Origin of the sequence: Microbacterium hydrocarbonoxydans, assembly GCF_900105205.1 — a bacterium.
GTDB lineage: Bacteria > Actinomycetota > Actinomycetes > Actinomycetales > Microbacteriaceae > Microbacterium > Microbacterium hydrocarbonoxydans.
Genome location: NZ_FNSQ01000005.1, coordinates 1,808,258 through 1,828,920 on the forward strand (window position 1 = coordinate 1,808,258; position 20,663 = coordinate 1,828,920).

26 protein-coding genes are annotated in these 20,663 nt (G+C 69.7%); all 26 read left to right on the forward strand.

From position 1 onward, the window contains the following. The first annotated feature begins 17 nt into the window (after positions 1 to 17). The 26 genes from fliS to flgN all read left to right on the forward strand — a co-directional run bounded on the left by fliS (position 18) and on the right by flgN (position 20,662). Positions 18 to 428: a flagellar export chaperone FliS gene (gene fliS, locus BLW44_RS09025; protein WP_060926062.1), complete on the forward strand. Its 411-nt coding sequence runs from the start codon at positions 18 to 20 to the stop codon at positions 426 to 428. Positions 429 to 435: 7 nt separating this feature from the next. Then, a complete protein-coding gene (locus BLW44_RS09030) occupies positions 436 to 714 on the forward strand; it encodes a hypothetical protein (RefSeq protein ID WP_060926061.1) in 279 nt (92 codons plus the stop codon). A 108-nt stretch (positions 715 to 822) separates the two neighbouring features. Then, on the forward strand, positions 823 to 1,170 hold the full coding sequence (locus tag BLW44_RS09035; RefSeq protein ID WP_060926060.1) for a flagellar basal body rod protein FlgB: 348 nt from the start codon (positions 823 to 825) through the stop codon (positions 1,168 to 1,170). Beyond that, on the forward strand, positions 1,167 to 1,559 hold the full coding sequence (gene flgC, locus BLW44_RS09040) for a flagellar basal body rod protein FlgC (protein WP_060926059.1): 393 nt from the start codon (positions 1,167 to 1,169) through the stop codon (positions 1,557 to 1,559). The genes BLW44_RS09035 and flgC overlap by 4 nt, the downstream gene beginning before the upstream one ends. Further along, positions 1,559 to 1,879, forward strand: a complete 321-nt coding sequence (gene fliE / locus BLW44_RS09045) for a flagellar hook-basal body complex protein FliE (RefSeq protein ID WP_060926058.1) — start codon at positions 1,559 to 1,561, stop codon at positions 1,877 to 1,879. Before flgC ends, fliE begins: the two co-directional genes overlap by 1 nt. 2 nt (positions 1,880 to 1,881) lie before the next feature. Continuing rightward, entirely contained in the window at positions 1,882 to 3,522 is a 1,641-nt protein-coding gene (gene fliF / locus BLW44_RS09050; RefSeq protein ID WP_060926057.1) for a flagellar basal-body MS-ring/collar protein FliF, read from the forward strand. Further along, positions 3,519 to 4,598 (forward strand): flagellar motor switch protein FliG, encoded by a 1,080-nt coding sequence (fliG, locus tag BLW44_RS09055; RefSeq protein ID WP_245647356.1) that lies wholly within the window; start codon positions 3,519 to 3,521, stop codon positions 4,596 to 4,598. The genes fliF and fliG overlap by 4 nt, the downstream gene beginning before the upstream one ends. A 134-nt stretch (positions 4,599 to 4,732) precedes the next feature. Continuing rightward, positions 4,733 to 5,395 carry a FliH/SctL family protein gene (locus tag BLW44_RS09060; RefSeq protein WP_139305261.1) on the forward strand — a complete coding sequence of 221 codons (663 nt, stop codon included), beginning with the start codon at positions 4,733 to 4,735 and terminating at the stop codon, positions 5,393 to 5,395. Continuing rightward, on the forward strand, positions 5,392 to 6,729 hold the full coding sequence (locus tag BLW44_RS09065) for a FliI/YscN family ATPase (RefSeq protein ID WP_060926055.1): 1,338 nt from the start codon (positions 5,392 to 5,394) through the stop codon (positions 6,727 to 6,729). The genes BLW44_RS09060 and BLW44_RS09065 overlap by 4 nt, the downstream gene beginning before the upstream one ends. Then, the gene (locus BLW44_RS09070) at positions 6,726 to 7,151 is read left to right on the forward strand and encodes a flagellar FliJ family protein (protein ID WP_060926054.1); all 426 of its coding nucleotides are present in this window, start codon (positions 6,726 to 6,728) and stop codon (positions 7,149 to 7,151) included. Before BLW44_RS09065 ends, BLW44_RS09070 begins: the two co-directional genes overlap by 4 nt. Further along, positions 7,148 to 7,501: a hypothetical protein gene (locus BLW44_RS09075; protein ID WP_060926053.1), complete on the forward strand. Its 354-nt coding sequence runs from the start codon at positions 7,148 to 7,150 to the stop codon at positions 7,499 to 7,501. Before BLW44_RS09070 ends, BLW44_RS09075 begins: the two co-directional genes overlap by 4 nt. Continuing rightward, the gene (locus tag BLW44_RS09080; RefSeq protein ID WP_074731722.1) at positions 7,498 to 8,865 is read left to right on the forward strand and encodes a flagellar hook-length control protein FliK; all 1,368 of its coding nucleotides are present in this window, start codon (positions 7,498 to 7,500) and stop codon (positions 8,863 to 8,865) included. Before BLW44_RS09075 ends, BLW44_RS09080 begins: the two co-directional genes overlap by 4 nt. A gap of 12 nt (positions 8,866 to 8,877) precedes the next feature. Then, complete coding sequence (locus BLW44_RS09085; RefSeq protein ID WP_074731724.1) at positions 8,878 to 10,521, forward strand: flagellar hook-basal body complex protein; 1,644 nt, start codon at positions 8,878 to 8,880, stop codon at positions 10,519 to 10,521. Positions 10,522 to 10,643: 122 nt separating this feature from the next. Further along, entirely contained in the window at positions 10,644 to 10,859 is a 216-nt protein-coding gene (locus BLW44_RS09090) for a flagellar FlbD family protein (RefSeq protein WP_060928155.1), read from the forward strand. 2 nt (positions 10,860 to 10,861) lie between these two features. Next, positions 10,862 to 11,659 (forward strand): motility protein A, encoded by a 798-nt coding sequence (locus BLW44_RS09095; RefSeq protein ID WP_060928154.1) that lies wholly within the window; start codon positions 10,862 to 10,864, stop codon positions 11,657 to 11,659. Further along, on the forward strand, positions 11,656 to 12,465 hold the full coding sequence (locus BLW44_RS09100) for an OmpA/MotB family protein (RefSeq protein ID WP_060928153.1): 810 nt from the start codon (positions 11,656 to 11,658) through the stop codon (positions 12,463 to 12,465). Before BLW44_RS09095 ends, BLW44_RS09100 begins: the two co-directional genes overlap by 4 nt. A 33-nt stretch (positions 12,466 to 12,498) precedes the next feature. Then, on the forward strand, positions 12,499 to 13,392 hold the full coding sequence (locus BLW44_RS09105) for a flagellar motor switch protein FliM (RefSeq protein ID WP_074732073.1): 894 nt from the start codon (positions 12,499 to 12,501) through the stop codon (positions 13,390 to 13,392). After that, positions 13,392 to 14,048, forward strand: a complete 657-nt coding sequence (locus BLW44_RS09110; RefSeq protein ID WP_060928151.1) for a FliM/FliN family flagellar motor switch protein — start codon at positions 13,392 to 13,394, stop codon at positions 14,046 to 14,048. The genes BLW44_RS09105 and BLW44_RS09110 overlap by 1 nt, the downstream gene beginning before the upstream one ends. A 2-nt stretch (positions 14,049 to 14,050) precedes the next feature. Further along, on the forward strand, positions 14,051 to 14,488 hold the full coding sequence (locus tag BLW44_RS09115) for a flagellar biosynthetic protein FliO (protein WP_060928150.1): 438 nt from the start codon (positions 14,051 to 14,053) through the stop codon (positions 14,486 to 14,488). Positions 14,489 to 14,618: 130 nt separating this feature from the next. Next, on the forward strand, positions 14,619 to 15,470 hold the full coding sequence (fliP, locus tag BLW44_RS09120) for a flagellar type III secretion system pore protein FliP (RefSeq protein WP_420811374.1): 852 nt from the start codon (positions 14,619 to 14,621) through the stop codon (positions 15,468 to 15,470). Continuing rightward, positions 15,470 to 15,745 (forward strand): flagellar biosynthesis protein FliQ, encoded by a 276-nt coding sequence (gene fliQ, locus BLW44_RS09125; RefSeq protein WP_060928149.1) that lies wholly within the window; start codon positions 15,470 to 15,472, stop codon positions 15,743 to 15,745. The genes fliP and fliQ overlap by 1 nt, the downstream gene beginning before the upstream one ends. Beyond that, a complete protein-coding gene (locus BLW44_RS09130) occupies positions 15,745 to 16,506 on the forward strand; it encodes a flagellar biosynthetic protein FliR (protein WP_060928148.1) in 762 nt (253 codons plus the stop codon). Before fliQ ends, BLW44_RS09130 begins: the two co-directional genes overlap by 1 nt. Further along, positions 16,503 to 17,606, forward strand: a complete 1,104-nt coding sequence (locus BLW44_RS09135; protein WP_060928147.1) for an EscU/YscU/HrcU family type III secretion system export apparatus switch protein — start codon at positions 16,503 to 16,505, stop codon at positions 17,604 to 17,606. Before BLW44_RS09130 ends, BLW44_RS09135 begins: the two co-directional genes overlap by 4 nt. Positions 17,607 to 17,655: 49 nt before the next feature. Further along, entirely contained in the window at positions 17,656 to 19,722 is a 2,067-nt protein-coding gene (locus BLW44_RS09140) for a flagellar biosynthesis protein FlhA (protein WP_060928146.1), read from the forward strand. An 86-nt stretch (positions 19,723 to 19,808) separates the two neighbouring features. Further along, complete coding sequence (gene csrA / locus BLW44_RS18430) at positions 19,809 to 20,057, forward strand: carbon storage regulator CsrA (RefSeq protein WP_060928145.1); 249 nt, start codon at positions 19,809 to 19,811, stop codon at positions 20,055 to 20,057. Positions 20,058 to 20,179: 122 nt separating this feature from the next. After that, complete coding sequence (gene flgN / locus BLW44_RS09150; protein ID WP_060928144.1) at positions 20,180 to 20,662, forward strand: flagellar export chaperone FlgN; 483 nt, start codon at positions 20,180 to 20,182, stop codon at positions 20,660 to 20,662. The last annotated feature ends 1 nt before the right edge of the window (position 20,663 follow it).

Sequence of the window (20,663 nt, forward strand, 5' to 3'; positions counted from 1 at the left end):
TCATCGGAGCACCCCCCATGGCACTCACCTCCCTCGATCGGGCCAAGCAGCAGTACCTCGAGCAGCAGGTCGCCTCGGCCACGCCCGAGCGTCTGCTCACCCTGCTGTACGACCGCCTGCTGGTCGACATCGACCGAGCGGCCTCCGCGCAGGATGCCGAGGACTGGCCGGCCGCCGGCACCCACCTCACGCACGCGCAGTGGATCGTGTCGGAGCTGAACGGCTCGCTCACCGATGTGTGGGACGGCGCAGCCGAGCTGCGCGGTGTCTACACCTATCTCACCGGCCGACTCATCACGGCGAACATCTCCCGTGACCGTGCAGCGACCGCCGAGTGCCGCGACCTCGTCGCTCCGCTGCGCGAGGCGTGGCACGAGGCCGCTGCGATCACGACTGCCGCGGCGCCGCAGCGCTCGGCGCTGGGTTGAGTCGTCCGTGAGTGACAACCTGACCGCCTGGCTGGCCGTGCTCGACCAGTTCGAACGCGCGCTCGACGCTGCAGACGACACGCTCGACGCCGAGGGGTTCGAGCCGCCGGCAGGTCCCATCCCGGCCGAACTGCGCGCCCGCGCCGAAGCCGTGCTCGCGAGGCAGCAGCTGATGATCGGCGGGCTCACCGCCTCTCGCGCCCATGTCGCGCGGGAGATCGCCGCCCTGCGCCGGGTGCCGACGGGTCGAGCCGACGTCCCCGCCTATCTCGACATACAGGGGTGACGACCGCGGTTACGGCCGGCCCCGAGTGTCGCGATAGTGGGCACAGAGCACGGATCGCTCGACGATTGGCCAAGGATCGGCCTCTCCACCAACATCCGGAGTGCCCCCGTGCTCGAATCCGTCACCTCCTCCGCGCTGATCAGCGCGCTCGACGGGCTGGCGCTGCGCCAGCGCTCGATCGCCGAGAACATCGCCAACGTCAACACCCCCGGCTACCACGCCCAGCGCGTGCAGTTCGAGGATGAGCTGCGCTCTGCCGTCGAGGCGGGCTCAGGCACCGTCTCGCCGACCGTCGAGAGGTCGCTGGAGCCGACCCGCCTGAACGGCAACAATGTCAACCTCGACACCGAGACGCTGTCGAACATCGACACCGTGCTGCGGTTCCAGTTCGCCAGCCAGGCCATCGGCGGCCAGGCGGCATCGATCACCAAGGCGATCGGGCAGGCGTCCGCATGACCTTCGACGCCATCGGCATCGCCGGCACCGGACTCACCGCCCACCGCAAGTGGCTGGACGCCCTCAGCGACAACATCGCCAACGTCAACACCGCGACCCCTGCCGGTCAGGACGCCTTCCGCGAGAAGTTCGTCACCGTTCAGGCAGGCACGGACAGCCCCGGCGTGTACGTCGCGGGGGTCGTGGAATCCGAGGCCGAGGCGAAGCTCGTGTACGACCCCGAGCACCCCTACGCGAACGAGGACGGCTATGTGCAGTACCCCAACGTCGAGCTCGGCGACCAGATGAGCATGCTCATCCTCGCGCAGCGCGGATACGAGGCCAATGCCGCGGTCGTCGACCGCGCGAAGACGACCTACGAGGCCGCCCTGCAGATCGGTCGCGGCTGATGAGCGGCGGGATCGAGGCGGTCTCCGCCGCAGGCATCACGCCGCTGTCGGCGCTCAGCTTCGAGACAGGACCGGATGCCGCGGGCGCCCCGACCTCGGCCGGCACCTTCGCCACCTCGCTCACCGGCGCGGTCGAGAGCCTGCAGCAGCTGCAGTCGACCTCGAACGAGCTCGCGGTGCAGGCCGTGACGGGAGATCTGCAGGACATCCATCAGGCGATGATCGCCTCGACACGTGCGTCGGTGACTCTCGACCTGGTGGTCGCCGTCCGTGACCGCAGCGTCTCGGCGTTCAACGAGATCATGAGGATGCAGGCCTGACGATGCCGAAGATGCTGACCACGTACTACGGCCGCGCCAAGCAGGTCGTCTCGGGCTTCACGCTCGCCCAGCGCACGATCGCCATCATCGGCGTCGCGCTGCTGGTGATGGGCGCCATCGCGCTGGGCTCCTGGCTGACCAAGCCGCAGATGAGTCCGCTCTTCACCGGCCTGAGCGCGGGCGACGCCTCCGCGGTCGTCGAGCAGCTGAAGTCGGCGGGCGTCTCGTACGAGCTCACCGAGGGCGGCGCGACGATCCTCGTCCCGGACGACCAGGTCTACCCGCAGCGCCTCGCCGCGGCATCCGCCGGTCTGCCCGGCGACACCAGCGAGGGGTACACGCTCCTCGACAAGATGGGGGTGACCGCGAGCGAGTTCCAGCAGTCGGTGACCTACAAGCGTGCGATCGAGGGTGAGCTCGCCGGCACCATCGGAGCGATGGAGGGGATATCCACGGCATCCGTGCAGCTGGCGATCCCGGAGGAGAGCGTGTTCGTCTCGGAGCAGCAGAGCCCGACGGCATCCGTGTTCGTGAAGACCCGCAACGGGGCGACACTGAGCGACGAGAAGATCGAGGCCATCGTGCATCTCACGAGCGCCTCGGTGCCGGGCATGACTCCCGAGGACGTCGCCGTCACCGATCAGGACGGCCGGGTGCTCTCCGCCGTCGGTACGGGTCTCACCGGGAACTCCTCGAAGCAGGCGACCGAGCACGAGGCCAAGGTGGCCGCGTCCGTGAGCGCCATGCTCGACACGATCGTCGGGCCTGGCAACGCCACCGTCACCGTGTCGGCCGACGTCGCGAACTCCACCTCTGAGCGGATGGAGGAGACGTACTCGGCGCCGGAGGGCGAGCTGAGCGCGTCGGAGCAGACCAAGACCGAGACCTACACCGGCGGTCAGGGCGGGGGGACCGGCGTGCTGGGCCCGGACAACATCGCGGTGCCGAACAACGGCTCGGGCAACGGCGCCTACGAGTTCGAGGAGACCTCGCGCGACAACGCCGTCAACAAGTCGACCGAGAAGACCATCACCCCCGCGGGCGAGGTGACCAGGCAGACCGTCAGCATCGCGCTGAACCGGGGCACGGTCACCGGTGTGAGCGCCGCGCAGATCGAGTCGCTGGTCGCCTCAGCCGCGGGCATCGACGTCGAACGCGGCGACGAGATCGCCGTCGAGTTCGTCGAGTTCACCGAGGCCGGCGCGACCGCGGCGCAGACAGCGCTGCAGGCGGCGGAGGCCGAGCGCGACGCGCAGTTCCAACAGGAACTGCTGCGCTCGGCGATCATCGGCGGTTCGATCCTGCTCGCCGTCATCATCCTGGTCGTCTACCTCGTCGTGCGTCGCCGGATGAAGCGCCGCGTGATGTACACCGAGGACGGCCCGATCGAGTACTTCGCCACGGTGACGGAGAGCGAGGAGGAGAAGCTCCGCTCGCTGCGCGGACTCAAGGATGCCGACGCCATCATCGCGCCCGCGCCGACGAAGCTGCTGCCCTCGGCGTCGGTCGACCTCGACGATGAGCCGGAGCCGGACAAGGTGCTCGTCGAGCGCCGCCGCCGGGAGATCGACGACCTGGCGCGCCGTGAACCCGATGCCATCGCCAGCGCGCTGGCCGACCTGATGGACGAGGCGACCGTATGAGCCTGCTGACGGATGTGCTGGACGCCCAGGCCGACACTGTCGAGGTCTCCACGGAGACCGTGCCGGCGACGCCGCCGGCGGCGATGAGCGGTCTGCGCAAGGCCGCCATCGTCCTGATGAACATGGATCGAGCGGCCAGCGCCGAGGTCCTGCGCCATCTCGGCGAGGAGCGCTCAGAGCTGCTGGCTGCCGAGCTCACCCAGCTCGGCGGTGTGGATGTCGCCTCGACCGCCCGCGCCCTCGCCGAGTTCCGTCGGATCGCGACCGGGGGCTCCGTGCCCTCTCGAGGCGGCCAGGAGCTCGCCACGGGTCTGCTGGAGACGGCGTTCGGCCGCGAGAAGGCCGTGGGCATGGTGGGACGGGTGATGTCGCAGGGCACCGTCTCCTTCGACTTCCTCAACGCCGCCGACCCCGCCCAGCTCGCCACCATCCTCGAGGGGGAGCTGCCCACGACCGTCGCGGTGGTCCTCGCGAACCTGCGGGCGGATCGCGCGGCCGCAGTCCTCGCCGCGCTCCAGGATCCGCTGCGCACCGACGTCGCCCAGGCGATCGCCACGATGGGCACCGCGACCCAGGAGGCGATCTCGATCGTCGCCGATTCGCTGCGCTCCCGCACGGGCGTCTTCGCGTTGCGAGACAACCATGAATCCATCGGGGGAGTGCAGCCGCTGGTCGAGATCATCAACCGGTCGGACACCGCTCTGGAGAAGTCGCTGCTGGCGAGCCTGGAGGGGCGCGATCTCGCGCTGGCGGAGGACATCCGCAGCCGGATGGTGACCTTCGCCGACATCGCCCGACTCGAGGACCGAGATGCGCAGCGCGTGCTGCGCGGCATCGACCTCCGGATGCTCGCGCTGGCGCTGAAGGGCGCGGACGAGCAGATCACCGAGAAGGTCAAGGGCAACATGACCGAGCGCAACCAGGAGAACCTCGCGGAGGAGACCAAGGTGCTGGGTCCGGTGCGCATGCGTCAGGTCGACGAGGCCCGCGCGGAGATCGTGCGCATCATCCGCGAGCTGGAGGCCGCCGAGGAGATCACGATCTCCCGCGAGGACGAGGACGAGCTCGTCGAGTGACGAGCGCCGCGGTGCCTGATTCGGCCGCGCTGGTTACGGCCGCACCCGACCGTCGCGATAGTCGGGGACGAGCACGGACAGCTCGCCCATCGGGCCACGGACAGGCCTCGTCTTCTACCTCCGAGGTGTCCGTCGTGTTCGAATCCGCCTTCACCCCCCTCGTGGTGCCGCGCGTGGGCGAGACGCCGATCGACGTGCGCAGCGAAGCGGACAGGGCTCGCACCCGGGGGTACGCCGACGGATTCGCTGAGGGCAGACGGGTCGCCCTCGACGAGGGCAGGATGCAGCAGGCGGCGCAGGAGCTGCGCGCCCAGGAGCTGCAGGAGTCATTCCTGCACGAGCGCGGCTCGGCGCTGCGTGCTCTGGCGTCCGCACAGACCGCACTCGAGCAGCGGATCGACGCGCTCAGCGCGCTCAGCGCGGATCGGATCGAGCAGTTCGCCGTGCAGCTCGCCGAGTCGATCCTGGGGGCCGAGCTCTCGGACCCCGCTCGTTCGGCTGCTCATGCGCTGCGGCGCGCACTCGCGCAGATGCCCGCCGACCGATGGACCAAGGTCGCGTTCAGCGTGCGCGACGCGGAGGTCCTCGGGGGCGACCTCGGTGCGATCGAGCAGCTGCACGGGGTGGAGTTCACGGCGTCGGACGACGTCGACCGGGGTGGCGCGATCGTCGAGATCGAGGATGGCGCCGTCGACACGCGCATCGACCAGGCGATGGCCCGCGCATCCGCCGCGTTGCGTGGCGAGGCCGACCTCGGCGATCCCGCCGACGCACAGATCACCGAGGTGCTCGGATGACGGCAGCGACAGCGGTGACGACGTCGTGGCGGCGGGCCCTCGATGCCGCACGCCCCGAGCGCACGGGCACGGTCAAGGCTGTTCGCGGTCTGGGAATCGAAGTGCTCGGCCTCGATGCGGCGGTCGGTGACCGGGTACGCATCGACGCCGCAAAGGGCCGCACGGTCGACGCGGAGATCGTCGCGGTCGACGGTGCGTCCGCCCGGTGCATGCCGCTCGGTCGGCTCGACGGGATCACCGCCAGAGCGCGCGTGCGGCACGGCGGAGCACCGCTGCAGGTGCCGATCGGTCCCGCGCTCCTCGGTCGGGTGCTGGACGGGCTCGGCCGGCCTATCGACGGCAAGGGGCCGCTCGGCGCGAACACGGCCTTCGTCTCGCTGGACCACGATGCGCCGAGCATCATGGACCGCCGCCGCATCGACGAGCAGCTCGGTCTCGGGGTCCGGGTGCTCGACACGATGACGCCCGTCGGCACGGGCCAGCGTCTCGGCCTCTTCGCCGGCTCCGGCGTCGGCAAGTCCTCGCTCATGTCGATGATCGCCCGCGGGTCGGCGGCCGACGTCACCGTGATCGCCCTCGTGGGGGAGCGCGGCCGCGAGGTGCGGGAGTTCCTCGAGGACGACCTCGGTCCCGAGGGCCTCGCGCGCTCCGTGGTGGTCGTCGCCACCTCGGATCAGCCGGCGATGGCACGTCTGCGTTCTGCGTTCGTCGCCACGCGGATCGCCGAGGGGTTCAGAGACGACGGGCGCGACGTCGTCCTGATGATGGACTCGCTGACCCGCGTGGCCATGGCGCAGCGCGAGATCGGCCTGAGTGCCGGTGAGCCGCCGGCGACCCGAGGGTACCCGCCGTCGACGTTCTCCGTCCTCGCTCGACTGCTCGAGCGGGCGGGCACCGGGACCACCGGGTCGATCACCGGTCTCTACACGGTGCTGGTCGACGGAGACGACCACAACGAGCCGATCGCCGACGCTGCGCGCGGCATCCTCGACGGCCACGTCGTGCTCGACCGCGCGCTGGCGATCCGCGGTCATTTCCCGGCCGTCGACGTCCTCGGCTCCGTGTCCCGCGTCGTGTCGAAGATCACCACGCCGGAGCAGCGCGGGCACGCGGTGACGCTGCGCAGCGTCCTGGCGGCCCGTCGCAGTGCGAACGACCTGATCGACATCGGCGCCTACCGCCACGGGGCCAACCCGCTGGTCGACGCCGCGCTCGCTCATGACGAGAGCATCTCGCGGTTCCTCACTCAGCGGATGGACGATCTCACGGCATCCGACGACTCCTGGCAGCAGCTCGCCGCCCTCATCACCGACTTCGGAGGACTCACCCCATGACCTTCCCCTTGGCTGGCCTGCTGCGTGTGCGCGGTGCCCAGGAACGCGTCGCCGCAGAGCAGCTGTCGCGGGCGAGTGCAGAGCGCGTCGACGCCGAGACGGCGACGCAGCACGCCGTCAGCAGCCTCGCCGACATCAGCGCGCAGGTCGACGACCCGAGCACGCTCATGGCGATGGCGGCCGCGAGGGCTGCCGGCCGCAGCACGCTCAGCGATCTGCAGGCGCTCGTGGAGATGAGACGCAGAAGCGAGTCGGAGGCGAAATCGGCCCATGTGGACGCTCGCCGCGAGCTCAAGGGGCTGGAGCGGCTGGAGTCGACGCACCGCGCGGAGGCGGCGAAGTCGGAGCTGGCGGCGGAGCAGAGCGCCCTCGACGAGATCGCCGTGGTGCGCAGCTCTCGCCGCGAGGGGAGTGCAGCATGAGCGGTCTCGATGCGGTGATCACACGCGTCGATGCGATCGAGAGTCAGATCGTGTCCCTTGACCCTGCGGCCCGTGCAGCCGACGCAGCGGCCGTCGAGGCGACGCCGGAGACGGCGCAGGCGAATGCGACGGCGTTCGCCGAGGTGCTCGACGCGGCGAAGTCGGCGTCCGGCGTCGAGACCACGGACCCTGCCGCGGCATCCGGCGCCGTCGGAGAGACAGGCACGGGCGGGACGGATGCCGAGCTGCTCTCCGCCTTGCAGACGCTCTTCTCCGCCGGCTCGGCAGGCTCGAGCCCTGTCGGCGGATCGACATCCTCGATGCAGAAGCTCATCGAGATGATCGGATGAGCGCGGTGAGCCTGGTGGGTGCGATGCTCGGCGCTGCCGCCGACGGAGAGACAGGAAGCCGTCCGGTCGCGGACACCGGATCGTCGTTCGGCGATGCGCTGCTCGTCGCCGGCCGCGAGCTCGATGCATCGGAGGGCCGGGGTCGACCAGAGGGCGACGCTGATTCCGCTGCGGACGGTGAGCGGCCGGGCGTGACCCCGACGCCCGCGGAATCGCACACGGATGCCGGGGCGATGGGTGCGGCGCTCCTGCAGCTCGCGGCTCAGGCCACGGGCGCGATGCCGGGTCCGGGTGCGTCCACGCCGGGCGCCGGCGTGGACGACGACGGTGCCATGCCGGTCCCGTCGTCGGGCGGGACGGCCCTGGCCGGGTCGGTGTCGAACAGCGGTGCTGCCGCGCAGCTGGCGCCCCTCGGAGCCGAGTCCGCGGTATCGATCAGCACGCCGAGCACCGCGTCGCCGAGCGCTCAAGCAGCGGAAGCGGGCGCGAGTGCGACGACGGGCGCGGCAGCGGTCACCCGGCCCGGCCGGGCATCGGAGTCGCCGACGCCGGGCGCACCCTCCGCGTCGACGCCAGCTCCAGCTCCGGGAGTCACGGTGGAGGCGGCGGCAGGGCCGGTCGGCTCCGCCCCGACGCCGGGGCGAGCGTCGACGGACGGCAGCGCGCAGGCAGCTTTGACGCCTCCGCCCGTCCTCGGTGCGGCCGCTGCCGCGCCGACCGCAGTGGAGGCATCCGACGACGGCGTGACGTCGCGCGATGCAGGGGAGCCGATTCCGCAGACCACCGGGGCGTCGGCATCGGGGCCTGTCGTGGCGACGGCATCCGCCCCACCCGTGGCTCCTGCGGCGGGCGCAGGCGCTTCCGCTCCCGTCGCCCGGGCCGTCGCGGCGCAGGTGGCGCCTGTCGTGGTGAGCATCGCGCAGCGGCCGAGCGGCACCCATCAGCTCACGATGACGGTGAACCCCGACAGCCTCGGGCCGGTCACCGTCCGCGCGCACATCAGCGCGGCCGGCGAGGTGCGGGTCGAGCTGAGCGGTGCGACGGATGCGGGCCGCGATGCCCTGCGCACGATCCTCACCGACCTGCGCCGAGACCTGGCCGCGGTGATGCCGCACGCCACGCTCAGCGTCGGGGGCGCGGCCGATGCCTCCGGCGATCGCGGCGGCCAGTCCGGTGCCGGCTCGGCGGCGGCCGACCAGAGCGGCACTCGTGAGGGGAGTGCTCGCGACGGCGGGGCGCGCGAGGGCGGCGACCGTGGCCGATCCGCGCTGCGCACCGACGGCGACCTCGATCCCAGCGCTTCCCGCCTCATCCAGACCACACCCCACGCCGGCCTCGGCGCGGGCCTCGACATCTTCGCCTGAGAGGACGATCACATGACCGTCGACGCCGTGAGCGCACCCAGCTCGATCTACACCGGAAGCACCAGCGACCCGGCCGCCCGCAAGCAGGTGCTCGATGGCGAGGTGTTCCTGAAGCTCCTCGTCACGCAGCTGACCCACCAGGATCCCTCGAGCCCGATGGACACCAACGAGATGATCTCGCAGACGACCCAGCTCGCGATGATGGAGCAGCTGACGACCCTCGCCGACAACGGCGCCGAGGCCTTCGCCCTCAATATGCGCCAGGCGGCGAGCGCCCTCATCGGCCAGGAGGCGAGCTACAAGGACGCCGACGGCAAGACGGTGTCCGGCGTCGTCACGAAGGTGTCGTTCGACGGGCCGATCCCGCAGGTGACGATCGGCCAGAAGACCATCGCACTGGATGCCATCACCGGCCTCGCCTCCCCGACCACCCCGCGGTTCCCCAGACCGCAGCCTGACCCCCGTTCCACCCAGGAAGAGAGAATCCCCATGCTTCGCTCGCTCTACTCCGGCATCTCCGGACTCCGCTCGCACCAGACCATGCTCGATGTCACGGGCAACAACATCGCCAACGTCAACACGGCCGGCTTCAAGGGCTCGTCCGTGCTGTTCCAGGACTCTCTGTCGCAGCTCATCGGCAATCCTGGCATCCCCGACGACGAGGTCGGCGGCCGCAACCCCGCCCAGGTCGGTCTCGGCGTGCAGGTCGCCGGCGTGCGCACCAACTTCGCACAGGGCTCGGCGCAGGCGACCGGCCGCGGTGGGGATCTGATGATCTCCGGCGACGGCTTCTTCGCGGTCCGCTCCGGCGGCGAGACCCTGTACACCCGTGCCGGAGGGTTCTCGTTCGACCCCACCGGCAAGATGGTCACCGCCGACGGCGCGGTCGTCCAGGGCTGGTCGGCGCAGAACGGCGTGGTCAACACCGGGCAGGCGACGGGCAACATCGTGCTGCCGCTCGATGCCGTCTCGCCGGCGAAGGCGACCACGACGGCGACCGTCACCGGCAACCTGCCGTCGACGGCGGCGACCGGAGACGAGCTGGTCCGCGATGTGACCGTGTACGACGCGCAGGGCACCCCCTCGACGCTCAGCCTCACGTTCACGAAGACCGCGACCGGGTGGAACGTCACGGAGCCGGTCAGCGGCGCGACCGGCGCTCTCGCGTTCACCGACGGCAAGCAGGCCGGCGCTGGGCTCACCCTCACGGCCGGCACGGTCAGCGTCGACCTCGGCTCCGTCACCGGCTACGCCAACATGTCGACCGTGGCTGTGTCGGAACAGAACGGCTCGGCGGCCGGGTCGCTGAAGTCGTACAGCATCACGGGCGACGGGTCGATCGTCGGCACGTTCAGCAACGGCGCGACCCAGACGCTCGGCAAGATCGCGATGGCGACCTTCGCCAACCCCGAAGGTCTCGAGAAGGCGGGCGGCACGGCCTACCGCGTGTCGGTGAACTCCGGCGCCGCTCGTATGGGAGAGCCGGGACAGGCCGGATTCGGCAACCTCGTCTCCGGTGCTCTGGAGATGAGCAACGTCGACCTCTCGCAGGAGTTCACCAATCTGATCGTCGCGCAGCGCGGCTTCCAGGCGAACGCCCGCATCATCACCACCAGCGACGAGGTGCTGCAGGAGCTGACCCAGCTGAAGCGCTGACGTCTGATCCCGCTGCTGGCCTGATCCTGCGAATCGCGGCGCCCGTCTCTGGTTACCAGGGACGGGCGCCGTCGCGATAGTCGGGGCAGACTTCCCCCTCTCGTCCGACCCGGAGAACCCCGATGATCATCGTGACCCGCCTCGACCGCACCCGGTTCGCGGTGAACCCCGATCTGATCGAGCGGATCCACGCGTCGCCGGACACCACCCTGCACATGGTCGACGGGCATGTCTACGTGATCGAGGAGTCGCTCGACGGTGTCATCGACCTCGTCGTCGCCTACCGGGCCCGTGTCCTCGACGCAGCGCACGCACTCACGACGCAGACGGGAGCCTGAGCGTGGATCCCGCATTCGTCATCGGCGTCGTCCTCGCGTTCGGCGCCCTCGTCGCCATGATCACGATGGAGGGTGCGAGCTTCGAGGCGCTGCTCATCCCCGCACCGATGATCCTCGTGCTCGGCTCGACGATCGGCGTGGGGATCGCGAGCCACACCCTGCGTGACACGATCCAGGCGGTGAAGAGTCTCGGGCGCATGGTCAGAGGACCCCAGAGTACTCCGGAGGCGGTGATCCCGTTCCTCGTCGGCTACGCGGAGAAGGCGCGCGGCGAGGGGCTCCTGGCGCTCGAGCAGGAGCTCGACGACGCACCGGACCCGTTCACCAGGAAGGCCCTGCAGGCTCTCGCCGACGGCACGGATGCCGAGGACCTGCGGACGGTGATGGACGACGAGATCGTCGCCACGTCGTCGCGCAACCGCGTGGCCTCCAAGTTCTTCGGATCGCTGGGCGGCTACGCGCCCACGATCGGCATCGTCGGCACGGTCGTGTCGCTGACGCACGTGCTGGAGAAGCTGGACGAACCGGATCACCTCGGACCCATGATCGCCGCGGCCTTCGTCGCGACACTCTGGGGGCTGCTCTCGGCCAACTTCATCTGGAATCCCATCGCCGGCCGGCTCGGCCGCATCGCCGCTGTGGAGACCGAGCGTATGACGCTCGTCTCCGAGGGCATGCTCGCGATCCAGGCCGGCAGCGCGCCGCACCTGCTGCAGGAGCGGCTGGAGGCGATGTCCGGCGCGGCGCCCGCGGCGAAGAAGCAGAAGAAGGATGCAGAGCCGGCAGAGGGCGCACGGTGAGCACCGCCCGTCGAGCGCGAGGTCGTGGTCACGAGGAGGACTCGCACGACGAGCCGGACGAGCGCTGGGCCGTCTCCTACGCCGACATGGTCACCGTGCTGATGTGCCTGTTCATCGTGCTGTTCGCCGTCTCGAACGTCGACAAGACGAAATTCGAGATGCTGGCCAACAGCCTCGCCACCGGATTCGGGCAGGAGAGCACCGAGGGTGGCGCCGATACGGCGGAGGGAATGATCGTGCCCCCGGAGCTGCAGGACGACGACGGCGTGGTCGACCTGGCCGCTCGCGCGCAGGCCGAATACGAGTCGCTGGAGGAGCTGCGCGATCGGATGAGCGCCGCTCTCGCCACACAAGGCCTGCAGAACACGGTCGAGTTCGTGATCGACGACCGCGGACTGCAGGTCGGCCTCGTGGGTGCCGAGACGTTCTTCGCCGACAACAGCACCGATCTCTCGCGCAAGGCGGATGCGGTGCTCGACGCGATCGGCGACGTGCTGGTCACGGTCGACAACCAGGTGAGCGTCGAGGGGCATGCCGATCATCGCCATTCCGCCGCCCCGTTCCCGACGAATTGGGAGCTGTCGGGCGGTCGCGCCACCCAGGTCGCCCGCTTCCTCGTCGAGCATGAGGGCGTCGGCGGGCCGCGGGTCAAGGCCACGGCCTTCTCCGACACCCGACCGATCGTGCGCGGCGACAGTCCTCAGGCGCTCGCCAGCAACAGGCGTGTCGACATCGTCGTCGAGTCCACCGAAGAAGAGCAGGTGCGCGCGCTGATCCCCGCACTCGCCGCCGCAGCGAAGAACTGAGTGCCCGTGACCACGATCGTCGAGGAGAACACCATGACCGCAGCCGCCGTGCTCGAGGACTCCGCTGTTCGGTACGCCGAGTACGACTTCAGTCGCCCGGCGCAGCTCGGGCGGGAGAGCACGAGGCACCTGGAGGCGGCGTTCGAGTCGTTCGCCCGCCTGTGGTCGTCCCAGCTCACCGCGAAGGTCAGGGTGCGAGCGCACCTGACCCTCGAGAGCGTCGACCTCGTCTCATACGAGGAGTACTCCGCGACCCTGCCGGGCACCACGGCGATGGTGGCGGGGTCGTTCGCCGACCGCGAGGAGCCGTGCGTCGTGCAGTTCGGGCTCGACAGCGCGCTGCTCTGGGTCGTGCAGATGATGGGCGGGCGCAGCACGTCGCTGCCCGCGGCGCGCACGTTCACGCCGATCGAGCTCGCCCTCGTGCGCAACCTCATGGAGGGCACCTTCGAGCACCTGCACGCGAGCCTCGACGCGCTGCTGCCCGGAGCTCCGCGATTCAGCGCGGTGCACTACAACCCCCAGTACATGCAGGTGATCGCGGCGACGACCGCCGTGATCGTCGCCCGGTACACGATGCGGCTGGGGGACTCCGAGACGGTCGCGACCGTCATGCTGCCCGCCTCGACGGTGGTCGATCGACTCGCCGCGACCGGATCGGACGCGGGCGCGGCACACACCGCGGAGCAGACGCTGGAACAGGTGCGGTCGACACCGCTGGAGCTCACGCTGCGGCTCGCGCCGCTCACGATCGGCACCGGGGAGATCCTCGATCTGGCCCCGGGGGACCTGCTGCGTCTGCCGCATCCGGAGACCAGACCATACGAGCTCGTGGCAGGCCGGACCCAGATCGGCCTCGCCACCCCGGGCAGCAGGGGCTCGCGCCTCACCTGCAAGATCACGACCACCCCTGAGGAGACCCACTGATGAGCACCTTCCACGAGACCGCGATCGCCGCGGCGATCGCCGGCAAGCTGCCGTTCGGCTACCCCGTCATCCCGGCCCCTTCCACCGACCCCGGCGCCGCGGGGGAGGCGGTGGTGGTCACCTTCACCGGGAGCCCTGGAGCGCGGATCGCGATCCAGGTCGCCGACCCGTCGCAGCTGGAGGACGGCTCGCCGACGGCGGACCTGGCCGACCGGCTGCATCCGATCTTCGAGGCGGCGGTCGCCGTCCTCGGCACCGGTGCCCTGAGCGCGGGCGAGCTCGCACCCGCGACAGAGGTGTTCACGGCCGCGGGCACCCAGGTCTTCGACATGGTGGACGCCGACGGCCGTGTCGTCGCCAGGGCCGCCGTGCGCATCGACGGCGCGCGCAGCAGCGCCGCCCCCGGACCCCAGCGGCTGAGTCGGATCGCGGGCGTCGAGATGGAGCTCGTGGTCGAGATCGGCCGCACCCGGATGCCGGTGCGCGACGTGCTCTCCCTCGAACCCGGTCGCGTGGTCGAGCTGGACCGCGCCGCCGGCAGCCCCGCCGACATCAAGCTCAACGGTCGCCTGATCGGACACGGCACCGTCGTCGTGGCCGAGGGCGACTTCGCGATCCGCGTCGAGCGGATCCTCGACGGCGCAGAGAACGTCTGACGATGGACGACCTCCTCGTCGCCCTCCGCGCGATCGTCGCCCTGGCGGCCGTGCTCGGGCTGCTGTACTTCCTCAGCCGGCGGCTGCAGAAGTCGCAGGCGAAGGGATCCAGTCCACTGGCGGGTCTCCTGCCGAAGCGGTGGACGCGACTGGGCGAGCTCGTCCCCTCGCGCCCTGCACCGGGGCCCAGAGCGCCCAGAACGCGGCCGGAGAAGATCACGGTGGTCGCCCGCTCGGGCATCGGCGGCAAGGCCCAGCTGGTCGTGGCCGAGTTCGGAGGCATCCGCTATGTGCTCGGCGTGACCGAGAGCGGTATCAGTGTCGTCGACACGCAGGAAGCGCCTGTCGTGGAGGAGGAGCTGCCGGCGGACGAGTCTCCGGCGGTGAGCCCGCAGCCTCCGGACGACATCGTCGATCGCGCGCTGCGCTCGGTCGCCTGACCGCGCCCGACGCGATCAGACCGCCGGCGGTTACGCGAGGGCCGTCCCGTCGCGATAGTCGTCTGCGAGCACGGATCGCTCACCCCCCTGGCTACGGATCGGCCACGTCACCCATCCTCGGAGTGCCGCCGTGCCCGTATCCGCCGCCGCTGCGTCGCCCCTGCGCGTGACGCACCCGCGTCGGCGTGCCTGGCTCCTCCTCGCCGCCGCTCTGGGAGCCGCAGCCGTGCTGGTGGTGGTCGACGCCCACGGCGCGCACGCCGCAGCGGCCCATACCGCGCTGCCGGCGATCCTCCCCGCCGAGATCGGTGACGGCGAGGGCGTGACGATCAACGGCATCAACGGCGCCCCGTCCGACAGCATCATGACGCTGCTGGGCATCACGATCCTCAGCGTCGCCCCGGCTCTGCTGCTGATGATGTCGAGCTTCACCAAGATCTTCGTCGTGCTCGCGCTGACCCGCAACGCGCTCTCGCTGCCCTCGATCCCGCCGAATCAGGTGCTCGCGGGTCTCAGCCTGTTCCTCACCCTGTTCATCATGTGGCCGGTCCTGACGGACATCAACGCCGTCGCGGTCGCCCCGTTCACCGACGGTCAGATCGACTTCGGTCGAGCCTTCGAGCTCGCTCAGGAGCCGCTGCGCGAGTGGATGCTCTCCTACACCCGCGAAGAGGACATCGCCCTCATGCATCGAGCGGCCCAGATGGAGAACCCGGCGGATGCCGCCGACATCCCGCTGCAGACGCTGGTGCCCGCCTTCATGATCAGCGAGCTCCGCGCGGCCTTCCTGATCGGATTCATCATCTTCGTCCCCTTCCTCGTGATCGACCTGGTGGTCGCCAGCGCGCTGATGTCGATGGGAATGATGATGCTCCCGCCGGTGATGATCTCGCTGCCGTTCAAGATCCTCCTGTTCCTGCTCATCGACGGGTGGGGCATGGTCATCACCGCGCTGGTCCAGTCCTACAACGGCGGCGGCTGATGAATCCCGAAGCAGTCATCGACATCGGCCAGGCGGCCCTGATCCTGGGCGCGAAGCTCTGTGCGCCGCTGCTGATCACGGCCCTCGTGGTCGGGTTCGCCATCTCGCTCCTGCAGTCGATCACCCAGGTGCAGGAGATGACGATCTCGTTCGTCCCGAAGCTGGTGGCCGTGGGCATCGCGCTCCTCGTCAGCGGGCACTGGATGATCGCCGAGATGATCGCGTTCTCGAACGAGATGTTCGCCCGCATCCCGTCGCTGCTGAACGGCGGCTGATGCACATCCCGATCGACTTCACGTGGCTCGAGGCCACCGCACTCGCCTGCGTGCGGATCACGGCGTTCCTCGTGATCGCCCCGCCGTTCAGCCATGGCACGATCCCGATGCGGATCAGGGCGATGCTCGGGGCGGGTCTCGCTCTGGCCGTGTCCCCAGTGGTGACGGACGGCTATGAGCGTCTGGACACCGGCGCGTTCATGCTCGCCCTCGCGGGGCAGGCGCTGACCGGGGCGCTGCTCGGCTTCCTCGTGATGGTGCTGTTCAGCGCGATCCAGGGCGCCGGGCATCTCGTGGACACGTTCGGCGGATTCCAGATGGCCCAGGCGTTCGATCCGGGCATGGCGATCAACGGAGCGCAGTTCACCCGCCTCTTCCAGATGACCGCGATCCTGCTGCTGTTCGCGTCCGACGGCTACCAGCTGGTGCTGGGTGGGCTCTTCCGCTCGTTCGACGCCGTTCCCGTGACCGGGATGATCGACCTCGGCAAGCCCGCTGAGGCCCTGGTGGGCGCTGCCGGCCAGATGATGCTCAGCGCCGTCCAGATCGCGGGGCCGCTGCTGATCGTCCTCTTCCTCGCCGACGTGGGACTCGGACTCGTCAGCCGCGTCGCTCCGGCACTGAATGCCTTCGCGATGGGCTTCCCGATCAAGATCGGTCTGACGCTGCTGCTGGTCGGATTCGTCTACGCCGCACTGCCGAGCGTGGTCGCCGTCATCGCCGAGGACGCTGCCAGGCTGCTCCTGGGGGTGACCCGATGAGCGAGACCGACACCGGAGAACGCACCGAGAAGGCGACCGAGCGTCGCCTGAAGGAAGCGCGGAAGAAGGGCCAGATCGGCCGCAGCCAGGACTTCACCGCCTGGGTGTGCATCGCCGCCGCCGCGGTGATGATGGTCCCGACGATCTCCTCTGGCACCCAGGTGCTCACCGAACTGTTCCTCGCGGTGACCCCGGTGGCGAAGAATCCCACGGACGCGGCCGCGCTCGACGTCCTCGGCTCGGCCGTCGGCTCGCTCGGCGGCATCATGCTGCCGATGCTGCTCGTGGTCCTGCTCGCCACCACCGCCACGGCGGTCGCGCAGGGCGGCATCCACCTCCGGGGCGTCACGACCCGCACCGAGCAGTTCAACATCGTCGCCGGGCTCAAGCGCGTGTTCGGTCAACAGGCGCTGTGGGAGGGTGCGAAGGCGCTCCTGAAGACCGCCGCGATCGGCCTGGCTCTGTGGATCGTCGTCTCGGGTCTCGTGCCCGTGCTGATGGCCAGCGGCAGCCACAACATCACCTGGCTGCTCGAGCAGGCGGCCGGGGGAGCGGTGGCCCTTCTGCAGGTGGCGGTGGCGGTCGGCATCCTGCTCGCGGCGATCGACGTCGCGGTGGTCATGCGCCGGAATCGCAAGCACACCCACATGACCAAGAACGAGGCCAAGGATGAGCACAAGAAGAGCGAGGGCGACCCGCTGGTGAGATCCCAGCGTCGCTCGCGCCAGCTCGCCATGAGCCGCAACCGCATGATCGCCGCGGTCGGAGACAGCGATGTCGTGCTGGTGAACCCCACCCATGTCGCCGTCGCCCTGCGCTACGAGCCGGGCAAGTCGGCGCCCCGCGTGGTGGCGAAAGGTGCGGGCATCGTGGCGCAGAAGATCCGCGAGAAGGCCGAGGAGGCCGGCGTGCCGATGGTCAGGGACATCCCGCTCGCGCGGGCGCTGCACTCCGCATGCGACATCGGGCGGGAGATCCCGGAGGAGCTGTACACCGCGGTCGCTCAGGTGCTCGCGTTCATCGAGCATCTGAAGCGCCGCGGCTCGGCACGCGGGACTCACACGATGCCGTTCGAGAGCACCAAAGACCGCGGGCTGTGAGCCCGGCGGGTCCGGATCAGACGAGTAGAGAGAAACGAAGGCGAGACGCATGATCGGTCAGCTGCTGTCCAAGGGAGCCGTGCCCGTCGGGGTCGTGGGCATCATCCTCCTGCTCATCGTGCCCATCCCGACCCCGCTGCTGGACGTCCTCATCGTCCTCAACATCTCGTTCGCGCTGCTGATCCTCCTCACCGCGATGTTCATCAAGAAGCCGCTCGACTTCTCGGTCTTCCCGAGCCTGCTCCTGGTCGCGACCCTCTTCCGTCTCGGCCTCAACGTCGCCTCGACCCGTCTCGTGCTCAGCGAGGCTCACGCCGGCCAGGTGATCCAGGCGTTCGGACAGATCACGATCAGCGGCTCGCTCGTCATCGGCGCCGTGATCTTCCTCATCCTCACCGTCATCCAGTTCGTCGTCGTGACCAAGGGCGCGGAGCGCGTAGCCGAGGTGGGCGCCCGGTTCACCCTCGACGCGATGCCGGGCAAGCAGATGGCGATCGACGCCGACCTCAACGCCGGGCTCATCACCGACACGGAGGCGCGTCGCCGCCGTGCCGAGGTGGCGGCAGAGGCCGACTTCTACGGCGCGATGGACGGTGCGTCGAAGTTCGTCAAGGGCGATGCGATCGCCGGCATCGTCATCGTGGTGATCAACTTCGTCGGCGGCATCATCATCGGCATGATCCAGCACGGCATGGAGGTCGGTGAGGCGCTGGAGACGTACAGCATCCTGACCATCGGGGACGGCCTGGTCACCCAGATCCCCGCGCTGCTCATGGCGGTCTCCACCGGCATGATCGTCACGCGCGAGAACGCCGAGACCGAGATGGGGCAGGCGGCGGGACGCCAGCTCATGCAGTCCCGCAACGCCCTGGTGATCACCGGACTTGCGGCGATCGCCATGGGCTTCATCCCCGGGATGCCCCTCGTCGTCTTCCTCGCGATCGGCGCCGTGCTGCTGTTCGCCGCGTCTCGCGTGAAGGCCAACGAGGACCGGGATGCCGCACTCGAAGCGGATGCTCTGCAGCAGGAGGCCGTCGAGGCCGGCGCTGAGGGCCCCGAGGAGCTGATGGATCGGATGCGCGTGCACGCGCTGGAGATCTCGCTGTCGCCCGACATCGTCGACCTGGCATCCGGGGGATCGGGCGACCTGCTCACCAGGGTGAAGTCGCTTCGGCGCAAGCTCGCGCTCGACATCGGGATCCTGATGCCGCCGGTGCGCACCCGCGACAACATCGACCTGCCGGCCCAGACCTACGCGATCCTCATCGCCGGCGTCGAGGCAGGTCGCGGCTCGGTGCCGCGCGGTCACGTCCTCGCCATCGGCACCGGGCTCGAGCAGCTGCCCGGCACCGCCGTGGTGGATCCCGTGTTCGGGCTGGAGGGCAAGTGGGTGCCGACCGAGATGTCGCACGCCGCGGACATGGCGGGCGCGACGGTGATCGACCGGGCGAGCGTCATCATCACCCACCTCTCCGACATCGTGCAGGGCCAGGCAGACCGGCTGCTGTCGCTGGAGGATGTACGCCAGCTCACCGAGCATCTGAAGCAGTCGAGCCCGGCGACCGTCGAGGAGCTGACCCCGGCGGTGCTCTCCCTCGCCGCGATCCAGCGGGTCCTCGCCGGCCTCCTGGCCGAGCGGGTGCCGATCAACGACCTGGCCCGCATCTACGAGGCGCTCGCGCTGCGCGGCAAGACCTCGACGGAGACGGCCGGGCTGATCGATGCCGCCCGCGCGGCGCTGGGACCTGCGATCGCTTCGCGCTTCGCCGAAGACGGTCGCATCCGAGTGATCATGTTCGACCCGATCCTCGAGCAGCAGATGCTCGAGGGGATGCGCGTCGTCGAGGGGCTCCCGCAGATCGTGCTCACCCCCGAAGCGACGATGCAGCTGCTGGAGGGCGTGCGACGTACGGTCGCGGAGCTCGAACAGGCGGGCCCGGAGCCGGTGCTCGTGTGCGCACCGTCGCTGCGGCAGGCCGTGCGTCGGATGGTGTCGTCGCAGGTCAGCGGGCTGCCCGTACTGTCGTATGACGAGGCGGCGGCCGGGGGACTCGCGACGGACGTGGTCGGTGTGGTGCGGATGTCGCAGTCCGCGCTGCCGAGCGCGACGGTCTGACCCCGTGATCTGCTGATTTACGAGTCGAGTGCGATAGCTTTATGTGCAGAAGGCGCGACAGCGCTCGAGCCATGGAAGGCAGACGCATGCTGGTACTGACGAGACGCGCGAACGAGAGCATCGTGATCGGCGACGACATCACGGTCACCATCCTGGCGGTGACTCCCAGCGGCGTGCGCGTGGGCATCGACGCCCCTCGGGACAAGCGCATCCATCGCGCGGAGATCGTCCTCGCCGTCACGGACGCGAACCAGGAAGCGGTGCAGACGTCGTCCGACGAATCCGCGGAGGCCCTTCTGCTGAGCGCTCTCGGACGCACGACACCCACGAACTGACATCTGTCAATGGGGAGTTCTCCCCATGCGGTCCGAGTTACTCGTGCGCGCGATGTCGCGATAGTCCTCACTGTGACGGGCGAACCCGACACGTAACCGCGACTTTGACGAGGTGACCTATCGTGGCCGCTCACGACCTGAGCATGCAGCTGATGCGAGAGCGCGATCTGCTCGAAGTGCTGCTCTTCAAGCTGGACGAGCAGCAGATGCTCCTCGCGACCGGACGCAATCGCTGGATCCACCATGCGGCGAACGAGGTCGAGCGCGTGCTCGCCGCGATGCCGACGGTGGCGCTCTCGCGTGACACGCTGGTCGTCTCCGTCGCGGACGAGTGGGGCGTCCCCGAGGCGACGACCCTGCGCGAGCTCATCGATGCCGCACCGACGGACGCGTGGCGCGAGGTCTTCTCCGGCCATCTAGAGGCGATGGTCGTCCTCGCCGACGAGATCGGCGAGATGAAGAAGGTCAACGAGCAGCGCCTGCGCACGGCCATCCGCGTCACTCAGGAGACCATCGCCGGGCTCGGCGTGCCCACCGGCGAATACGACCCGCAGGGCGACGTGGTGCGCGAGGCCGACGCCCGTCTGCTCGACACGAGGGTGTGAC